The 14,954-nt window shown below is 49.5% G+C and carries 16 protein-coding genes; 8 read left to right on the top strand and 8 right to left on the bottom strand.

What is annotated here, in order from left to right; all coding sequences use genetic code 11:
• Positions 1 to 51 precede the first annotated feature (51 nt).
• Both ftsZ and lpxC read left to right on the top strand, forming a co-directional pair.
• Positions 52 to 1,203 (top strand): cell division protein FtsZ, encoded by a 1,152-nt coding sequence (gene ftsZ / locus MES37_RS00550; protein WP_064539921.1) that lies wholly within the window; start codon positions 52 to 54, stop codon positions 1,201 to 1,203.
• Between the two features lie 99 nt (positions 1,204 to 1,302).
• A complete protein-coding gene (gene lpxC / locus MES37_RS00545; protein ID WP_064539919.1) occupies positions 1,303 to 2,220 on the top strand; it encodes a UDP-3-O-acyl-N-acetylglucosamine deacetylase in 918 nt (305 codons plus the stop codon).
• A gap of 8 nt (positions 2,221 to 2,228) precedes the next feature.
• Here lpxC and MES37_RS00540 read toward each other — a convergent pair whose 3' ends face one another.
• The gene (locus MES37_RS00540) at positions 2,229 to 2,747 is read right to left on the bottom strand and encodes a DUF721 domain-containing protein (RefSeq protein ID WP_133522757.1); all 519 of its coding nucleotides are present in this window, start codon (positions 2,745 to 2,747) and stop codon (positions 2,229 to 2,231) included.
• Between the two features lie 22 nt (positions 2,748 to 2,769).
• On the opposite strand from MES37_RS00540, the gene secM reads away from it, so the two are divergent.
• The 3 genes from secM (at position 2,770) to mutT (ending at position 6,503) form a co-directional block, all read left to right on the top strand.
• The gene (gene secM / locus MES37_RS00535) at positions 2,770 to 3,276 is read left to right on the top strand and encodes a secA translation cis-regulator SecM (protein WP_064539915.1); all 507 of its coding nucleotides are present in this window, start codon (positions 2,770 to 2,772) and stop codon (positions 3,274 to 3,276) included.
• Between the two features lie 67 nt (positions 3,277 to 3,343).
• Positions 3,344 to 6,049, top strand: a complete 2,706-nt coding sequence (gene secA / locus MES37_RS00530; protein WP_064539914.1) for a preprotein translocase subunit SecA — start codon at positions 3,344 to 3,346, stop codon at positions 6,047 to 6,049.
• Between the two features lie 64 nt (positions 6,050 to 6,113).
• Positions 6,114 to 6,503, top strand: coding sequence for an 8-oxo-dGTP diphosphatase MutT (gene mutT, locus MES37_RS00525; RefSeq protein WP_064539912.1), 390 nt, complete (start codon positions 6,114 to 6,116; stop codon positions 6,501 to 6,503).
• Here the strand turns inward: mutT and yacG are convergent.
• Genes yacG through coaE form a run of 3 tightly spaced genes read right to left on the bottom strand, consistent with a single transcriptional unit; the run spans position 6,500 to position 8,070 of the window.
• Positions 6,500 to 6,697 (bottom strand): DNA gyrase inhibitor YacG, encoded by a 198-nt coding sequence (gene yacG / locus MES37_RS00520; RefSeq protein ID WP_064539910.1) that lies wholly within the window; start codon positions 6,695 to 6,697, stop codon positions 6,500 to 6,502. The genes mutT and yacG overlap by 4 nt on opposite strands.
• A 9-nt stretch (positions 6,698 to 6,706) precedes the next feature.
• Positions 6,707 to 7,450, bottom strand: a complete 744-nt coding sequence (gene zapD, locus MES37_RS00515) for a cell division protein ZapD (protein ID WP_064539908.1) — start codon at positions 7,448 to 7,450, stop codon at positions 6,707 to 6,709.
• Positions 7,450 to 8,070, bottom strand: a complete 621-nt coding sequence (gene coaE, locus MES37_RS00510) for a dephospho-CoA kinase (protein ID WP_064539906.1) — start codon at positions 8,068 to 8,070, stop codon at positions 7,450 to 7,452. The genes zapD and coaE overlap by 1 nt, the downstream gene beginning before the upstream one ends.
• 185 nt (positions 8,071 to 8,255) lie before the next feature.
• On the opposite strand from coaE, the gene MES37_RS00505 reads away from it, so the two are divergent.
• Complete coding sequence (locus MES37_RS00505) at positions 8,256 to 9,299, top strand: GMP reductase (RefSeq protein ID WP_064539904.1); 1,044 nt, start codon at positions 8,256 to 8,258, stop codon at positions 9,297 to 9,299.
• A 32-nt stretch (positions 9,300 to 9,331) separates the two neighbouring features.
• On the opposite strand, the gene hofC is transcribed toward MES37_RS00505, so the two are convergent.
• The 4 genes from hofC to nadC all read right to left on the bottom strand — a co-directional run bounded on the left by hofC (position 9,332) and on the right by nadC (position 13,443).
• Positions 9,332 to 10,537, bottom strand: a complete 1,206-nt coding sequence (gene hofC / locus MES37_RS00500) for a protein transport protein HofC (protein WP_232886612.1) — start codon at positions 10,535 to 10,537, stop codon at positions 9,332 to 9,334.
• On the bottom strand, positions 10,530 to 11,909 hold the full coding sequence (gspE, locus tag MES37_RS00495) for a type II secretion system protein GspE (protein ID WP_064539900.1): 1,380 nt from the start codon (positions 11,907 to 11,909) through the stop codon (positions 10,530 to 10,532). Before gspE ends, hofC begins: the two co-directional genes overlap by 8 nt.
• A 3-nt stretch (positions 11,910 to 11,912) precedes the next feature.
• Complete coding sequence (gene ppdD, locus MES37_RS00490) at positions 11,913 to 12,362, bottom strand: prepilin peptidase-dependent pilin (RefSeq protein WP_237929898.1); 450 nt, start codon at positions 12,360 to 12,362, stop codon at positions 11,913 to 11,915.
• A gap of 190 nt (positions 12,363 to 12,552) precedes the next feature.
• Entirely contained in the window at positions 12,553 to 13,443 is an 891-nt protein-coding gene (gene nadC / locus MES37_RS00485; protein WP_237929897.1) for a carboxylating nicotinate-nucleotide diphosphorylase, read from the bottom strand.
• 83 nt (positions 13,444 to 13,526) lie between these two features.
• Between nadC and ampD the strand changes: the two genes are divergently transcribed.
• Positions 13,527 to 14,090: a 1,6-anhydro-N-acetylmuramyl-L-alanine amidase AmpD gene (ampD, locus tag MES37_RS00480; protein WP_064539894.1), complete on the top strand. Its 564-nt coding sequence runs from the start codon at positions 13,527 to 13,529 to the stop codon at positions 14,088 to 14,090.
• The gene (ampE, locus tag MES37_RS00475) at positions 14,087 to 14,941 is read left to right on the top strand and encodes a beta-lactamase regulator AmpE (protein ID WP_064539892.1); all 855 of its coding nucleotides are present in this window, start codon (positions 14,087 to 14,089) and stop codon (positions 14,939 to 14,941) included. The genes ampD and ampE overlap by 4 nt, the downstream gene beginning before the upstream one ends.
• Positions 14,942 to 14,954 lie beyond the last annotated feature (13 nt).

The raw sequence follows: 14,954 nt of genomic DNA, 5'->3' as shown, positions 1-14,954 counted from the left end.
ACCAGACAAAATTAGTGGTCTCAGGCGACAGGCACAAAACGGAGAGAAACTATGTTTGAACCTATGGAACTGACCAACGACGCGGTGATTAAAGTCATCGGCGTCGGTGGTGGCGGCGGTAATGCCGTTGAACACATGGTGCGTGAACGCATCGAAGGTGTTGAATTCTTTGCAGTGAATACTGACGCGCAAGCGTTACGTAAAACTGCGGTAGGCCAGACTATCCAGATTGGTAATGGTATTACCAAAGGTCTGGGTGCTGGAGCTAACCCTGAAGTGGGTCGTACCGCTGCGGAAGAAGACCGCGATGCGTTACGTGCAGCCCTTGAAGGCGCAGACATGGTCTTTATCGCCGCTGGCATGGGTGGCGGTACTGGTACAGGTGCAGCGCCGGTAGTTGCGGAAGTTGCTAAAGATCTGGGCATCCTGACCGTAGCCGTTGTGACTAAGCCTTTCAACTTCGAAGGCAAGAAGCGCATGGCGTTCGCGGAGCAGGGTATTGCCGAGCTGTCTAAGCATGTTGATTCACTGATCACCATTCCGAACGACAAATTATTGAAAGTTCTGGGCCGTGGTATTTCTCTGCTGGACGCTTTTGGCGCAGCAAACGATGTACTGAAAGGTGCAGTTCAGGGTATCGCTGAACTGATTACCCGTCCGGGTCTGATGAACGTCGACTTTGCTGACGTGCGCACCGTAATGTCCGAAATGGGTTATGCCATGATGGGCTCTGGTGTAGCAAGTGGCGAAGATCGTGCAGAAGAAGCGGCAGAAATGGCGATTTCCAGCCCACTGTTGGAAGACATCGATCTGTCTGGTGCTCGTGGCGTTCTGGTCAACATCACCGCTGGCTTTGACCTGCGTCTGGATGAGTTCGAAACTGTGGGTAACACCATTCGTGCGTTCGCATCTGATAACGCTACTGTGGTTATCGGTACTTCTCTGGATCCAGAGATGAATGACGAACTGCGTGTGACTGTTGTTGCAACTGGTATTGGCATGGACAAACGTCCAGAAATTACTCTAGTGACCAACAAGCAGACTCAGCAGCCAGTGATGGATCGCTACCAGCAACACGGTATGGCTCCTCTTCAACAAGAGCAAAAGCCAGTTGCAAAAGTAGTGAATGACAATACGCCACAAACAACGAAAGAGCCTGATTATCTGGATATTCCAGCGTTTCTGCGTAAGCAAGCTGATTAAGAATAAACCGGAAGTTGGGGATCTGCGCTCTTTGTGCTAAACTGGCCCACCGATTGTGATATACACTTCGGTTGGATAGGTAATTGGCGAGATTATACGATGATCAAACAAAGGACACTTAAACGTATCGTTCAGGCGACTGGCGTCGGTTTACATACCGGCAAGAAAGTCACACTGACGTTGCGCCCTGCGCCGGCAAATACCGGGGTCATCTATCGTCGCACCGACTTGAATCCTCCGGTAGATTTTCCGGCAGATGCCAAATCTGTGCGTGATACCATGCTCTGTACTTGCCTGGTGAACGAGCACGATGTGCGGATTTCTACCGTTGAGCATTTGAATGCCGCCCTTGCGGGATTAGGTATTGATAACATTATTATTGAAGTCAATGCCCCAGAAATCCCAATCATGGACGGTAGTGCAGCGCCATTCGTCTACCTGCTGCTTGATGCCGGGATTGACGAATTAAACTGTGCGAAGAAATTTGTGCGCGTGAAAGAAACAGTTCGCGTTGAAGACGGCGATAAATGGGCTGAATTCAAGCCGTACAATGGTTTCTCGTTGGATTTCACCATCGACTTTAACCATCCGGCGATTGATGCCAGTACCCAACGCTACAGTATGAACTTCTCTGCGGACGCGTTTATGCGCCAGATTAGTCGTGCTCGTACCTTCGGTTTTATGCGTGATATCGAATATCTGCAGTCCCGTGGTTTGTGCCTGGGCGGTAGCTTCGATTGTGCCATCGTTGTTGACGATTATCGCGTACTGAACGAAGACGGTCTGCGTTTTGAAGATGAATTCGTTCGTCACAAAATGCTCGACGCAATCGGCGACTTGTTCATGTGCGGCCATAACATTATCGGCGCGTTTACCGCCTATAAGTCAGGTCATGCACTGAATAACAAACTGCTTCAAGCGGTTCTGGCGAAGCAAGAAGCCTGGGAATGGGCAACCTTCCAGGACGATGCCGAACTTCCGTTAGCGTTCAAAGCACCGAAAATGGTTCTGGCATAACACCAGAATTATTTATTACGACTGGTTTCATTGGTACTCTCTCCGGCCAATGACGCCAGTCGTTCTATTATTGCCTTCAATTTCTCAGGGCTACGTTCAGCCACCATTCTTAATGCCTCCGCGCTTTGCTGGCTTAACACTCTGTTGACCCCTTCAGTTTTCCCTTTCACTGTCTGAGTGCTGTTTTCTTGTACTGATTCTTGTCCAATTACAGCCAGTGATGGATTAATCCTGATGTCGATTGATGTCAATGATGGTAATATTTGTGCACGTAATGCACTCAGTAGCGTGGCTTGTTCATAGCGTAACCGCATCAGCCAGCTAGCATTTGCAGTTTCAAGTACGAGAATGCCTTGTCGGAAATTTGCTACCCGGCACCAGGGATGCAGTTGAGCGGGTAATATCCCTTTCACTGCCCTGTTGAGCTTAAGTAGCGCAGTTGCGCGCTGTTGCACGTTTTGCAACACGCTTTCGGCACCAGCATCATCGAACAAATGATCTAAAGATTGTGGGCGGCTATCACGCATACATAATGCTCCGGCGGATAAAGTGATTGGTATTCTAAATCGTTGGCGACAGTTTGGCAGACGTTATTTCTGGCCGCATCTCTTATTAGGGATGGTTGCGGCGAGTTTTGGCATGCCTGCGCTCAGCCAAAATACCGAACCAACCGCCCCTGCCGAAACATCTACCAGTAGCCACGACTACCTGAATAAGGTTAGCTTCAATAGTCTGGCATTATTGCAGGAAAGTACCCGCCGACCATCTTTTAGTGTCGATTACTGGCATCAACATGCTATTCGTACAGTAATTCGTCATCTTTCATTTGCAATGGCACCTCAAGCATTGCCTGTAGCACAAGAAAGTTTGCCACTTCAGGCACACAAACTCGCTTTGCTGGACACGCTCACAGCGCTTCTTACCCAGGAAAGCAAACCCCCTGTTATTGTGCGTCATATCGCGCTTTGGCAATCTCCAGCGGTTGAGACATTCAGTCCTGCCATTTGGATTAGCCAGGTTCACGGTATCCGCGCCGGTCCACAACGCCTCAGCTAAATTCCTTTCCTTTAATTATAACGTTATTTTTAGCTCTGCCCTGATGGCAGGCGTTTGAGAATTAATCATGCTAATCAAATTATTAACTAAAGTTTTCGGTAGCCGTAACGACCGCACTCTGCGTCGTATGCGTAAAGTTGTCACCCTGATCAACAGTATGGAACCGGAAATTGAAAAACTTTCCGATGATGAATTAAAAGCCAAAACGAATGAGTTCCGTGCTCGTCTTGCGAAAGGTGAAGTACTTGAAAATCTGATCCCAGAAGCTTTTGCGGTTGTTCGTGAAGCGAGTAAGCGTGTATTCGGGATGCGTCACTTCGACGTGCAGCTGCTTGGCGGTATGGTACTAAACGATCGCTGTATCGCAGAGATGCGTACAGGTGAAGGTAAAACACTGACCGCAACTCTACCAGCATACCTGAATGCGCTGAGTGGCCGTGGTGTTCACGTGGTTACTGTGAACGATTATCTGGCCCAGCGTGATGCCGAAAACAACCGTCCGCTTTTCGAATACCTCGGTCTGAGCGTTGGCATTAACTTGCCAAACATGCCAGCTCCGGCAAAGCGTGAAGCTTATGCTGCTGACATCACTTACGGCACCAACAACGAATACGGTTTTGACTACCTGCGTGACAACATGGCGTTCAGCCCTGAAGAACGTGTACAGCGTAAACTGCACTACGCATTGGTGGATGAGGTTGACTCAATTCTTATCGATGAAGCGCGTACGCCGCTAATCATCTCCGGTCCTGCTGAAGACAGCTCCGAGATGTACCGTAAAGTAAACAAAATCATCCCGAGCCTGATCCGTCAGGAAAAAGAAGATTCTGATACTTTCCAGGGTGAAGGCCACTTCTCCGTAGACGAAAAATCTCGTCAGGTAAACATTACTGAACGCGGTCTGGTACTGGTTGAAGAGTTACTGGTACAGGAAGGCATTATGGAAGAAGGTGAGTCTCTGTACTCCCCGACGAACATTATGCTGATGCACCACGTGACTGCAGCACTGCGTGCGCATGTGCTGTTCGCCCGTGACGTTGATTACATCGTTAAAGATGGCGAAGTTATCATCGTTGATGAACACACCGGTCGTACCATGCAAGGCCGCCGTTGGTCTGATGGCCTGCACCAGGCTGTTGAAGCTAAAGAAGGCGTCGACATTCAGAACGAAAACCAGACGCTGGCATCTATTACCTTCCAGAACTACTTCCGCCTGTATGAAAAACTGGCCGGTATGACGGGTACTGCGGATACCGAAGCATTCGAATTTAGCTCTATCTACAAACTCGATACTATCGTTGTGCCGACTAACCGTCCAATGATCCGTAAAGACATGCCTGATCTGGTCTATATGACTGAAGCAGACAAGATTATGGCAATCATTGAAGATATTAAAGAGCGTACTACTAACGGTCAGCCCGTTCTTGTTGGTACCATTTCTATCGAAAAATCCGAAGTGGTTTCTGCTGAGTTGACCAAAGCGGGTATCAAACACAATGTTCTGAACGCCAAGTTCCACGCTAACGAAGCCGGTATCGTGGCGCAGGCGGGTTATCCTGCCGCAGTGACCATTGCAACCAACATGGCTGGTCGTGGTACGGATATCGTACTGGGTGGTAGCTGGCAGGCTGAGGTCGCTGAGCTTGAAGACCCAACGCCTGAGCAAATCGCGCAGATTAAAGCTGACTGGCAGATTCGCCATGACGCAGTTCTGGCATCTGGTGGTCTGCATATCATCGGTACTGAGCGTCACGAATCTCGCCGTATTGATAACCAGTTGCGCGGCCGTTCCGGTCGTCAGGGTGATGCGGGTTCATCGCGTTTCTACCTGTCTATGGAAGATTCACTGATGCGTATTTTCGCATCCGATCGTGTTTCAGGCATGATGCGTAAACTGGGCATGAAGCCGGGCGAAGCGATTGAACACCCATGGGTCACTAAGGCAATTGCTAACGCACAACGTAAAGTTGAAAGCCGTAACTTCGATATCCGTAAACAGCTTCTCGAATATGATGATGTGGCGAACGACCAACGTCGTGCGATCTACAGCCAGCGTAACGAATTGCTGGACGTGAGCGACGTTAGCGAAACCATCAACAGCATCCGTGAAGATGTCTTTAAAGTGACAATCGACACGCACATCCCACCGCAATCACTCGAAGAAATGTGGGATGTTGAAGGCCTGCAAGAACGCCTGAAAAACGACTTTGACCTCGAGCTGCCAATTAAAGAGTGGCTGGATAAAGAGCCTGAGCTGCATGAAGAAACTCTGCGTGAGCGTATTCTGCAAAACGCAATGGAAGTGTATCAGCGTAAAGAAGAAGTGGTTGGCGTTGAAATGATGCGTCATTTCGAAAAAGGCGTGATGCTACAGACCCTGGATTCATTGTGGAAAGAGCACCTGGCGGCTATGGACTATCTGCGTCAGGGTATCCACTTGCGTGGTTATGCGCAGAAAGATCCTAAGCAAGAATACAAGCGTGAATCTTTTGCCATGTTTGCTTCTATGCTCGAAGCTCTGAAATATGAAGTTATCAGTACCTTGAGCAAAGTCCAGGTTCGTATGCCTGAAGAAGTAGAAGCGATGGAACAACAGCGTCGTGATGAAGCTGAGCGTTTGGCGCAGATGCAGCAGTTGAGCCATCAGGATGACGATACGCTGGCTGCGGAATCACTGGCAGCAGAGACGGGTGAGCGCAAAGTGGGTCGTAACGATCCGTGCCCATGCGGTTCCGGTAAAAAATTCAAGCAGTGTCATGGCCGTTTAAGCTAAGAACTGTATTGTTGACGAAGGCGCAGCTTGCTGCGCCTTTTTTCTATGGAGCACCTGCACAAAAATGAAACAACTAGAAATAGCCGTCGGGATCATTCGCAATTCCCAAGGGCAGATTTTTATCACTCAGCGAGCTGCTGACGCTCATATGGCAAATAAGCTGGAGTTTCCCGGTGGGAAAATCGAAGTTGATGAAACGCCAGAGCAAGCATTAGTTCGCGAGCTACATGAAGAAACAGGCATCACGGTCACTGGGTTTACGCTGTTTGATAAACTGGCTTACCAGTTCCCGGACCGACATATCACGCTGTGGTTTTTCATGGTGGAGAGCTGGGAAGGCGAGCCGTGGGGCAAAGAAGGGCAACCGGGGCAGTGGGTTACACAGAATGCGCTGGTGGCAGCAGATTTCCCACCAGCAAATGAACCGATTATCAGAAAATTACAGCAGAGCTAACGTAAATCTTCTTCACTCCAGTCATCACTCTCTGACAAATCGCCGCTGCTTGGAATACGTTTTTCCTCAGCGGCCCATTCACCTAAGTCAATCAGCTGGCAACGTTTACTGCAAAATGGGCGATACGGGCTGGCTTCATTCCAGACAACGACTTTGCCACAACCAGGGCAGTTTACTTTAGTAAGTTCAGACATATTCGCTCCTTAACAGCATGCCAGCTCAAAATCGAGACGCTCAGGGATAATTCCATTTTCGCTATCTAGCGGTAAGAAACGGATTGCAAAACGGCTTTTATGACCAGAAACCTGGGGGTAGAGCTGGGACGAGAGATCCAGCTGTAAACGCAGCAAATCAGCATCATCACCGTTATCCTGATAAAAACCATTCAGGCTGGTTTGTTTACGGAATGGAGCCGAATTACGAATAATATCCAGCAACAAATCCAATGCCTGCTTCAACGGCTGCAAACTCGTAAGCCAGGTATTAATTTGGGCATTGCGCTGCTCTTGTGGCGAATACAACCAGATGTGTAACGTTGGCAAATCGAAACTGCAGCATCCGCCAGGAATACTTAGACGCTGACGAACAAGGGCAATCAGACGGTCTTCTCGTAAAGACTGCCCAAGGCGTGGCGCTGCCATTAAAACACTACCGCGTTCTTTGAGCTGGCTACGCAGCGAATCGATAAGCTGCATATCTACACCAGGAACCTCAGCCCAGTTCAATAATTTACGCTGCTGGCGCTCAAGCTCTTTGAGGATATCTGTGCGAATTTCACCTCGTTCAAAGACGTCTAGCAGGTCACCGACATTACGGAAAAAATGAAGGGCTTTGGAAGTCCCATCTACCGGTAATGAACTGTCGAGTTGTTGGATTAAGAACTCGATACGCAACCAGGTACGCATTTTTTCATTCAGTGGGTGCTCAAAAAGAATCTGGGTGCTCATTATTCATTTTCCTGCTGTGCGGCCTGGGACGCCAGTTCCAGATACTGGCGGTGCAGACGGTCAACATGTGCGGCCACCTGTTCGGCGGCACCATCATTATTAATTACATCATCGGCAGCGCTCAAGCGCGCCTCGCGTGTCGCCTGTGCAGTAAGGATTTGTTGCACATGTTCACGACTGACTTTATCGCGCGCAATAGTACGTGCGATTTGCACCTCTGGCGAGACATCAACAACCAGCACGCGATCGGCCATTTGCTGTAGATTATTCTCAACTAACAACGGAACAACCCACAAAACGTAGGGGGAAAGAGCCTCATTGATTTCAGTTCGGGTTCGTTGATGGATCAGTGGATGTAGCAGCGCATTGAGCCATTGTTTTTCTTCAGGTGAAGAGAAGATCTTTTCGCGAAGAACCCGGCGGTTAAGAGTGCCATCCTGAAGAAGAATCTCTTTGCCAAAATGGTCAGAAATAATGCTAAGAGCAGGTTGCCCTGGCTCAACCACCCGACGAGCAATTACATCTGCGTCTACTACGGTAATACCTAATTGGGAAAAGTTATCGGCGACAGTACTTTTACCACTGCCAATCCCACCCGTTAATGCCACCGTATAAACCATAAGACCCAGACCCTAAAGCGATTTCATATTTCTAAGGTAAATTTTAACGATTGTAGCGCAAAAAAGACTGTTTTCGCAGTCTTGCGGCGGCATTAATAGTGCGTATGATAGCGTCACTGGAATTGGTGCCTAAATCGCCAATTGCGTTCACGCGTCCTTCGCCATTCGACCCAGGAATCTGCAACATGCGTATTGAAGAAGATTTGAAGTTAGGTTTTAAAGACGTTCTTATTCGCCCAAAACGTTCCACTCTTAAAAGCCGCTCTGATGTAGAGCTCGAGCGCCAATTCACTTTCAAACACTCCGGTATTGCATGGTCAGGTGTGCCGATCATTGCTGCTAACATGGACACCGTGGGTACATTCGGTATGGCCGAGGCGTTGGCTTCGTTTGATATCCTTACTGCTGTCCATAAGCACTACTCTGTTGAAGAGTGGAGCAACTTCGTTAAATCTGTTCCAGAAAACATCCTGAAGTTCGTGATGGTTTCCACCGGCACATCTGATGCTGACTTCCAGAAAACCAAACAAATTCTCAACCTGAACCCTGCGCTGCAATTTATCTGCATCGATGTGGCGAATGGTTACTCTGAACACTTCACTCAGTTCGTGTCTAAAGCGCGTGAAGCATGGCCGGATAAAGTGATCTGTGCGGGTAACGTTGTGACTGGCGAAATGTGCGAAGAGCTGATTCTCTCTGGTGCGGATATCGTTAAAGTCGGTATCGGTCCTGGTTCAGTTTGTACTACCCGTGTGAAAACCGGCGTGGGTTACCCACAGCTTTCAGCTGTTATCGAATGTGCCGACGCGGCTCATGGCCTTGGCGGCCAGATTGTTAGCGACGGTGGTTGTACTATGCCGGGCGATGTTGCTAAAGCATTCGGCGGCGGTGCAGATTTCGTGATGCTGGGCGGTATGCTGGCTGGTCATGACGAAAGCGGTGGCACAATCGTTGAAGAAAACGGTGAGAAATTCATGCTGTTCTACGGTATGAGTTCCGAGTCTGCAATGACTCGCCACGTTGGTGGTGTTGCGCAATACCGCGCAGCAGAAGGCAAAACCGTTAAGCTGCCATTGCGCGGCCCGGTTGAAAACACTGCTCGTGACATTATGGGCGGCCTGCGTTCTGCCTGTACTTACGTTGGTGCTTCTCGCCTGAAAGAGTTGACCAAACGTACTACGTTCATTCGTGTGAATGAGCAGGAAAACCGCGTTTTCAATAGCCTCTAAGCGATATAAACGGCGTGGCTTTGGCCGCGCCGTCATCCCGCACTCATCGCATCTCCTAGCTGGAAAATAGGCAGATACATCGCAATCACTAGTGTCCCAATTATAATACCCACGACGATCATCATGATTGGCTCCAGCGCTGCGGCCAGGTTATCCGCCAGTTCCTCAGTATTGTTGTGATGCCAACTCGCCAGTTTCTCCAGCATCAAATCCAAAGAGCCTGACTCTTCACCAACCCGTACCAGCTGACAACACAACGCTGTGAATCGCTCACTCTCATTGAGCGCATGCCAAAACGGAACACCCTGGATCACTTTGGCGCTAATTTGCGAGATCACTTTTTTCCACAGCAGTGGAGTGAGTGTCGTTTCCACCGCCTCAAGTCCTTGTAATAAAGGAATGCCTGCCTGCTGGGAGAGTGACAGTGTGGTATAGATTTGGCTGAGAATTTGCCCTCGCCAAAGTGGGGCAATCAGCGGAATGTGCAGCAAAAGATTTTGCTCATACTCTTGCCAGTGAGGTTTTCGTCGCCGAAGAAAATATCCACAGGCAAACAGAATGACAAACGCCAATAACCATCTCAAACCTTGCGTCGTGACCCAATTTGACACTGCCATTACCATCGCCGTAATGGCAGGCAGTGGGGCGTTAAAAGATCGATAGATATTGGCAAACTCCGGCAGCACAAAACTCATCATTCCGATAGTGACAAGTAAGGCGACAACTATAATAAACAGTGGGTAGCGCAAGGCTTTCATGACCTTTTTACGCAGCTGATACAGTTTTTCTTGTTGGTCAGCTAATCTTTTACAGCACTCGTCCAGCTTCCCCGTTAACTCCCCAATGTGAATAAGGGCAATGAATAGCGCAGGGAAAATCTTCGGCCATTGCCTTAATGCGGCTGAAAATGGTGTACCGTTTGAAACACGTTGCTCAATGTCTTTTAGCAAAGCACGCCATTCCTCAAAGGGATGTTGCTGAGCAATAAGCACTAATCCATCAGATAAGGAAATTCCTGCCTGAAGTAGCGTAGCAAGCTGGCGGAATACTTGAATTTTTTGCTGAATATTCCAGCAGCCACGACGGGTGTGCGAGGTTTTACGTAGATGCAACAGCTGAAGATCGGCATTGAACAATTGATCGGTAACGGATGTGGCATCCTCCGCTAATACCGCTCCTTTCTGTACTTGTCCGAATTGATCGATCGCTTTCCAGCGCCAAAGCAAAAACTTAGCCATGAGGTATACCCAGTACCCGATAACACTCTTCGAGAGTGGTTAGCCCTTGTTCCACTGCTCGACAGCCATTTTCGAATAGCGTCTCCATACCTTGTTGACGAGCCAGAGCTTCGATTTCATTAGCGGGCATGCCTTTGATAATCGCAGCTTGTAGGTGCGGGTCGATAAGTAAAATTTCAAACAAGGCGCTTCGCCCATAAAAGCCGCCGTAGCAGCGTTCACAACCGACTGCCTGCCAGTAGGGTAAAGCTCGATTCCAGAGTGTTGTCGGAAGCGTGATGTCTTCCGCAAGCTGTTGCTTGCAGTGAGGGCAGAGTTTGCGAACCAGTCGCTGTGCGACCACCATGTTCAACGCCGAGGCTAACATCCAGCGCTCCACCCCCATTTGTTGTAGGCGAACCACAGTTTCAGCCGTTGAGTTGGTATGGAGTGTTGAAAGTACAAGGTGCCCAGTTTGCGCTGCTTTAATGGCAATATCAGCGGTATCACCGTCCCGAATCTCACCCACCATGATGATGTCGGGATCCTGGCGCAGTAAGGCGCGTAATACACTCTGGAAACTCAACCCTGCTTTACTGTTTACCTGCGTTTGATTGAGCCCCCGCATCGGAATTTCTATCGGGTCTTCTACGCTACAGAGGTTGCTGGAAATCTGGTTGAGTATCTTTAGTGCGCTGTAAAGTGTGATGGTTTTACCGCTGCCGGTGGGGCCGGTGACCAGAATCATGCCTTGTGGGTTGGCTAAACAACTCTGAAAACGGGTGCAGTCATCCGGTGACATTCCCAAATCTGAAAGCTCAAAAGTTTGTTTGGTTTGGGTCATTAAACGTAGAACGACCTTTTCACCGTGATACACCGGTAGCGTAGCAATGCGAAATGAACATTTGTGCTGTTCGACTTCAATCTCCATTTGCCCATCCTGGGGTAAGCGACGCTCTGCGATATCCAGACTTCCCAGTACTTTTAACCTTGCCGTTAATGGTGCAGCCAGATGAGCGGGTAGAAGGGGTTGCAGTTGTAGTACACCGTCGACGCGAAAACGAATCTGGTAGCCTTGCTCTATCGGCTCAAAGTGAATGTCTGAAGCACGGAGTTGTATTGCTTTATGAAGTGTTTCTTGTAGCAACTTAACCACTGGCGCGAAATTTTCAGCTGTTTCAGCTGTGTTGGCAGAAACACCTGAATGGCGTGCTTTCTCCAACTGCTCGACTGGCCAGTATTCAATGTTTGCTGGTTTATCACAGATAAAACGCAATGCTTCAAAAAACTGCGCGGGCGGATTCGGTGCAATGGCGATATGCAGTGTTGGAGTTTCAGAAAGTAATACTGCTTGATATTGGTTGCACAGGGCGAGGATCTGCCGATTTTCCATGGCTTAGTTTCCCGCCTGGTTATTATCAAAACGGAAAACCTCTTCACAAGTCTGTTTAAGCGAACCGCCATCGGTCGTGGCGCAGGTTCGTGTCCAACCTTCCACACCCTCGGAGTCACTCCAGCTTGGGGTTAACGAAACGGCAAGCCCATTCAGGCTTTCTTGTCCTGTCAGAGTAACCGTGCCATTTTCAACGCTCATGCCACTGACATAACGGGTCGTTTTAGGGGGCGGAATACCGTTAGTTCCGGCATCACACTCGCTAATTCCACCTCGTTCAAGCGCGCAAAGCTCTATAGCGGTACGGTAAGGGACAAAGGTTTGTAGCATGTCTGTCAGTGCCGCTTTTCGCAGGTAGTTTTGGTAAGCCGGTATGCCGATGGCGCTAAGAATCGCAATGATGCCAATGACCACCATTAGCTCAATGAGTGTGAATCCATGTTGTTTGTTCATGTGCCGCTCCTGAATATGATTGCGGGCACTTTGCGCCGTAAAAATGGCTCAGACGAGGGCGAGTCGAAGTATCAGGAAGGCGTCTTCCAGGATTTATTTATGGTTTGCATAGGGAAGCATTGAAAATGCGAGCGGTGACGAAACGAGAAGAAAAAGGCAGATGAATATTACCTCATCTGCCTGGCAGGCATTAGCGGAAGCGCATAGAGAGATCGAGTGCGCGAATATGTTTAGTTAGCGCACCCACAGAGATAAAGTCGACACCTGTTTCGGCAAATTCACGGATGGTGTCTTTCGTCACGTTGCCGGAAACTTCCAGGCGGGCTTTGCCATCGGTGATAGCGACAGCCTGGCGCATATCTTCAACGTTGAAATTATCGAGCATGACAATATCAGCTCCGGCATGCAGCGCCTGTTCCAGTTCTTCAAGCGACTCAACTTCAACTTCTACCGGCACATCCGGATGGTACCAGAAGGCTTTTTCTATCGCCTGGCGAATCGAACCCGAGGAGATGATGTGGTTTTCTTTAATCAGGAAAGCGTCAGACAAGCCTAAGCGGTGGTTGCTGCCGCCACCGCACAATACTGCGTATTTCAGCGCGGTGCGCAGGCCTGGCAGTGTTTTACGCGTATCAAGTAGTTGCGTATTGGTCCCTGCCAGCAGGTCGACGTAAGTGCGAACTTCACTGGCGACGCCAGACAGCGTTTGCACAAAGTTAAGCGCAGTCCGTTCGCCGGTTAACAATACGCGCGAAAGGCCGGCCAGTTCGAACAACGGCTGGTCAGCCACAACAAGATCGCCATCTTCGACATGCCATGTGACTTTGACATCTCCGCCAAGTTGGATGAACACTTCTTCAACCCAGCGTTTACCGCAAAATACGCCGTTTTCACGGGTGATGACCACCGCATGGGAACAATGTTCTTCAGGTAGTAATTGCGCGGTAATATCATTTTGAGGGTTGACGTCACCACCCAGATCTTCACGTAAAGCCTGGGAAACAGCCTGGGGAATATCAAGGTTAATACGTTCGAGAAGCTCGTCACGTCGGCGGTCTGGGTTATAACGGCGAGGCGGCATGATAAAACTCCGAAATGGCTTAGTTAATGTCGAAACATGCTACATTGATGCGACGTCAAGTACCACTACTGAGGAGACTATGGATGCAGCTAAAAGACGGCTGGCTAGTGGGCGTAAAGCAGGTTCCTTCCCCACATTTCGATTGCCGACCGGAGGATGAAACCCCTTCGCTGCTGGTGGTGCATAACATCAGTTTGCCACCAGGAGAATTTGGTGGTCCATGGATTGATGCTTTATTTAGTGGCACGCTTGACGCCACGGCTCACCCATATTTTGCCGGAATCGCCCATTTGCGCGTTTCGGCGCATTGTTTGATTCGCCGTGATGGCAAAATCGTTCAGTATGTTCCTTTTGATAAACGTGCCTGGCATGCGGGTATTTCTTTGTATCAGGGGCGTGAGCGTTGTAACGATTTTTCCATTGGTATAGAGCTGGAGGGTACCGATACGCTGCCTTATACTGATGCGCAATATCAACAGCTTACGGCTATCACTGAAACATTGATTCAGGCGTATCCGTCAATTGCTGACAATATGACGGGGCATTGCGATATTGCACCGGATCGTAAGACAGACCCAGGCCCCGCGTTTGATTGGTCGCGTTTTCGTCAGGCGGTTGAGGTCACGTCAAACAAGGAGAACAAATGACGCTATTTACATTGCTGCTGGTGATGATTTCAGAGCGGCTGTTTAAGCTGGGTGAGCACTGGCAGTTAGATCACCGCCTTGAAGTGCTTTTTCGGCGAGTAAAAAGCTTCTCGCTGATGCGCACTATCCTGATGACCGCCCTGTGCATGCTGGTGGTTTTCCTCTGTATTCGTGCGTTGCATGGTTTGTTCTTCAATGTCCCGTTGCTGGTTTTCTGGATTGCGCTCGGCGTGCTGTGTATTGGCGCAGGCCAGGTTCGATTGCATTATCACGCTTATTTGCAGGCAGCGAGCCACGACGACAGCCACGCGCGTGATGCGATGGCGAGTGAACTGACGCTGATTCATGGCATCCCGCCAGACTGCGATGAACGTGAGTACCTCAAAGAGCTACAAAACGCGCTGTTGTGGATTAACTTTCGTTTTTATATCGCACCGCTTTTTTGGTTTATCGTCGGTGGAGTTTGGGGGCCGGTTACGCTTGCGGGCTATGCTTTTCTGCGCGCGTGGCAGACCTGGCTTGCTCGTCATCACACGCCGCAGCAGCGTCTGCATTCAGGAATTGATGCCATTCTGCATGTGCTGGATTGGGTGCCGGTGCGTCTGGTTGGCGTGGCTTACGCGCTACTGGGGCACGGTGAAAGGGCACTTCCGGCGTGGTTTGCATCCCTGGCCGACCGTCATACTTCGCAGTATCAGGTGCTGACTCAACTCGCCCAGTTTTCACTGGCACGAGAGCCGCATCTCGATAAAATCAAAACGCCGAAAGCCGCCGTTTCTCTGGCGAAGAAAACATCTTTGGTGATTTTGGTGGTAGTGGCGTTGCTGACTATTTACGGCACACTGGTTTAGGCCAGAGCGCCGC

It is taken from the genome of Buttiauxella sp. S19-1 (assembly GCF_022134725.1).
In the GTDB taxonomy this organism is placed as follows: Bacteria; Pseudomonadota; Gammaproteobacteria; order Enterobacterales; family Enterobacteriaceae; genus Buttiauxella; species Buttiauxella ferragutiae.
Note: the sequence above shows the minus strand (reverse complement) of the source record. Positions and strands in the feature narration are given on the sequence as shown.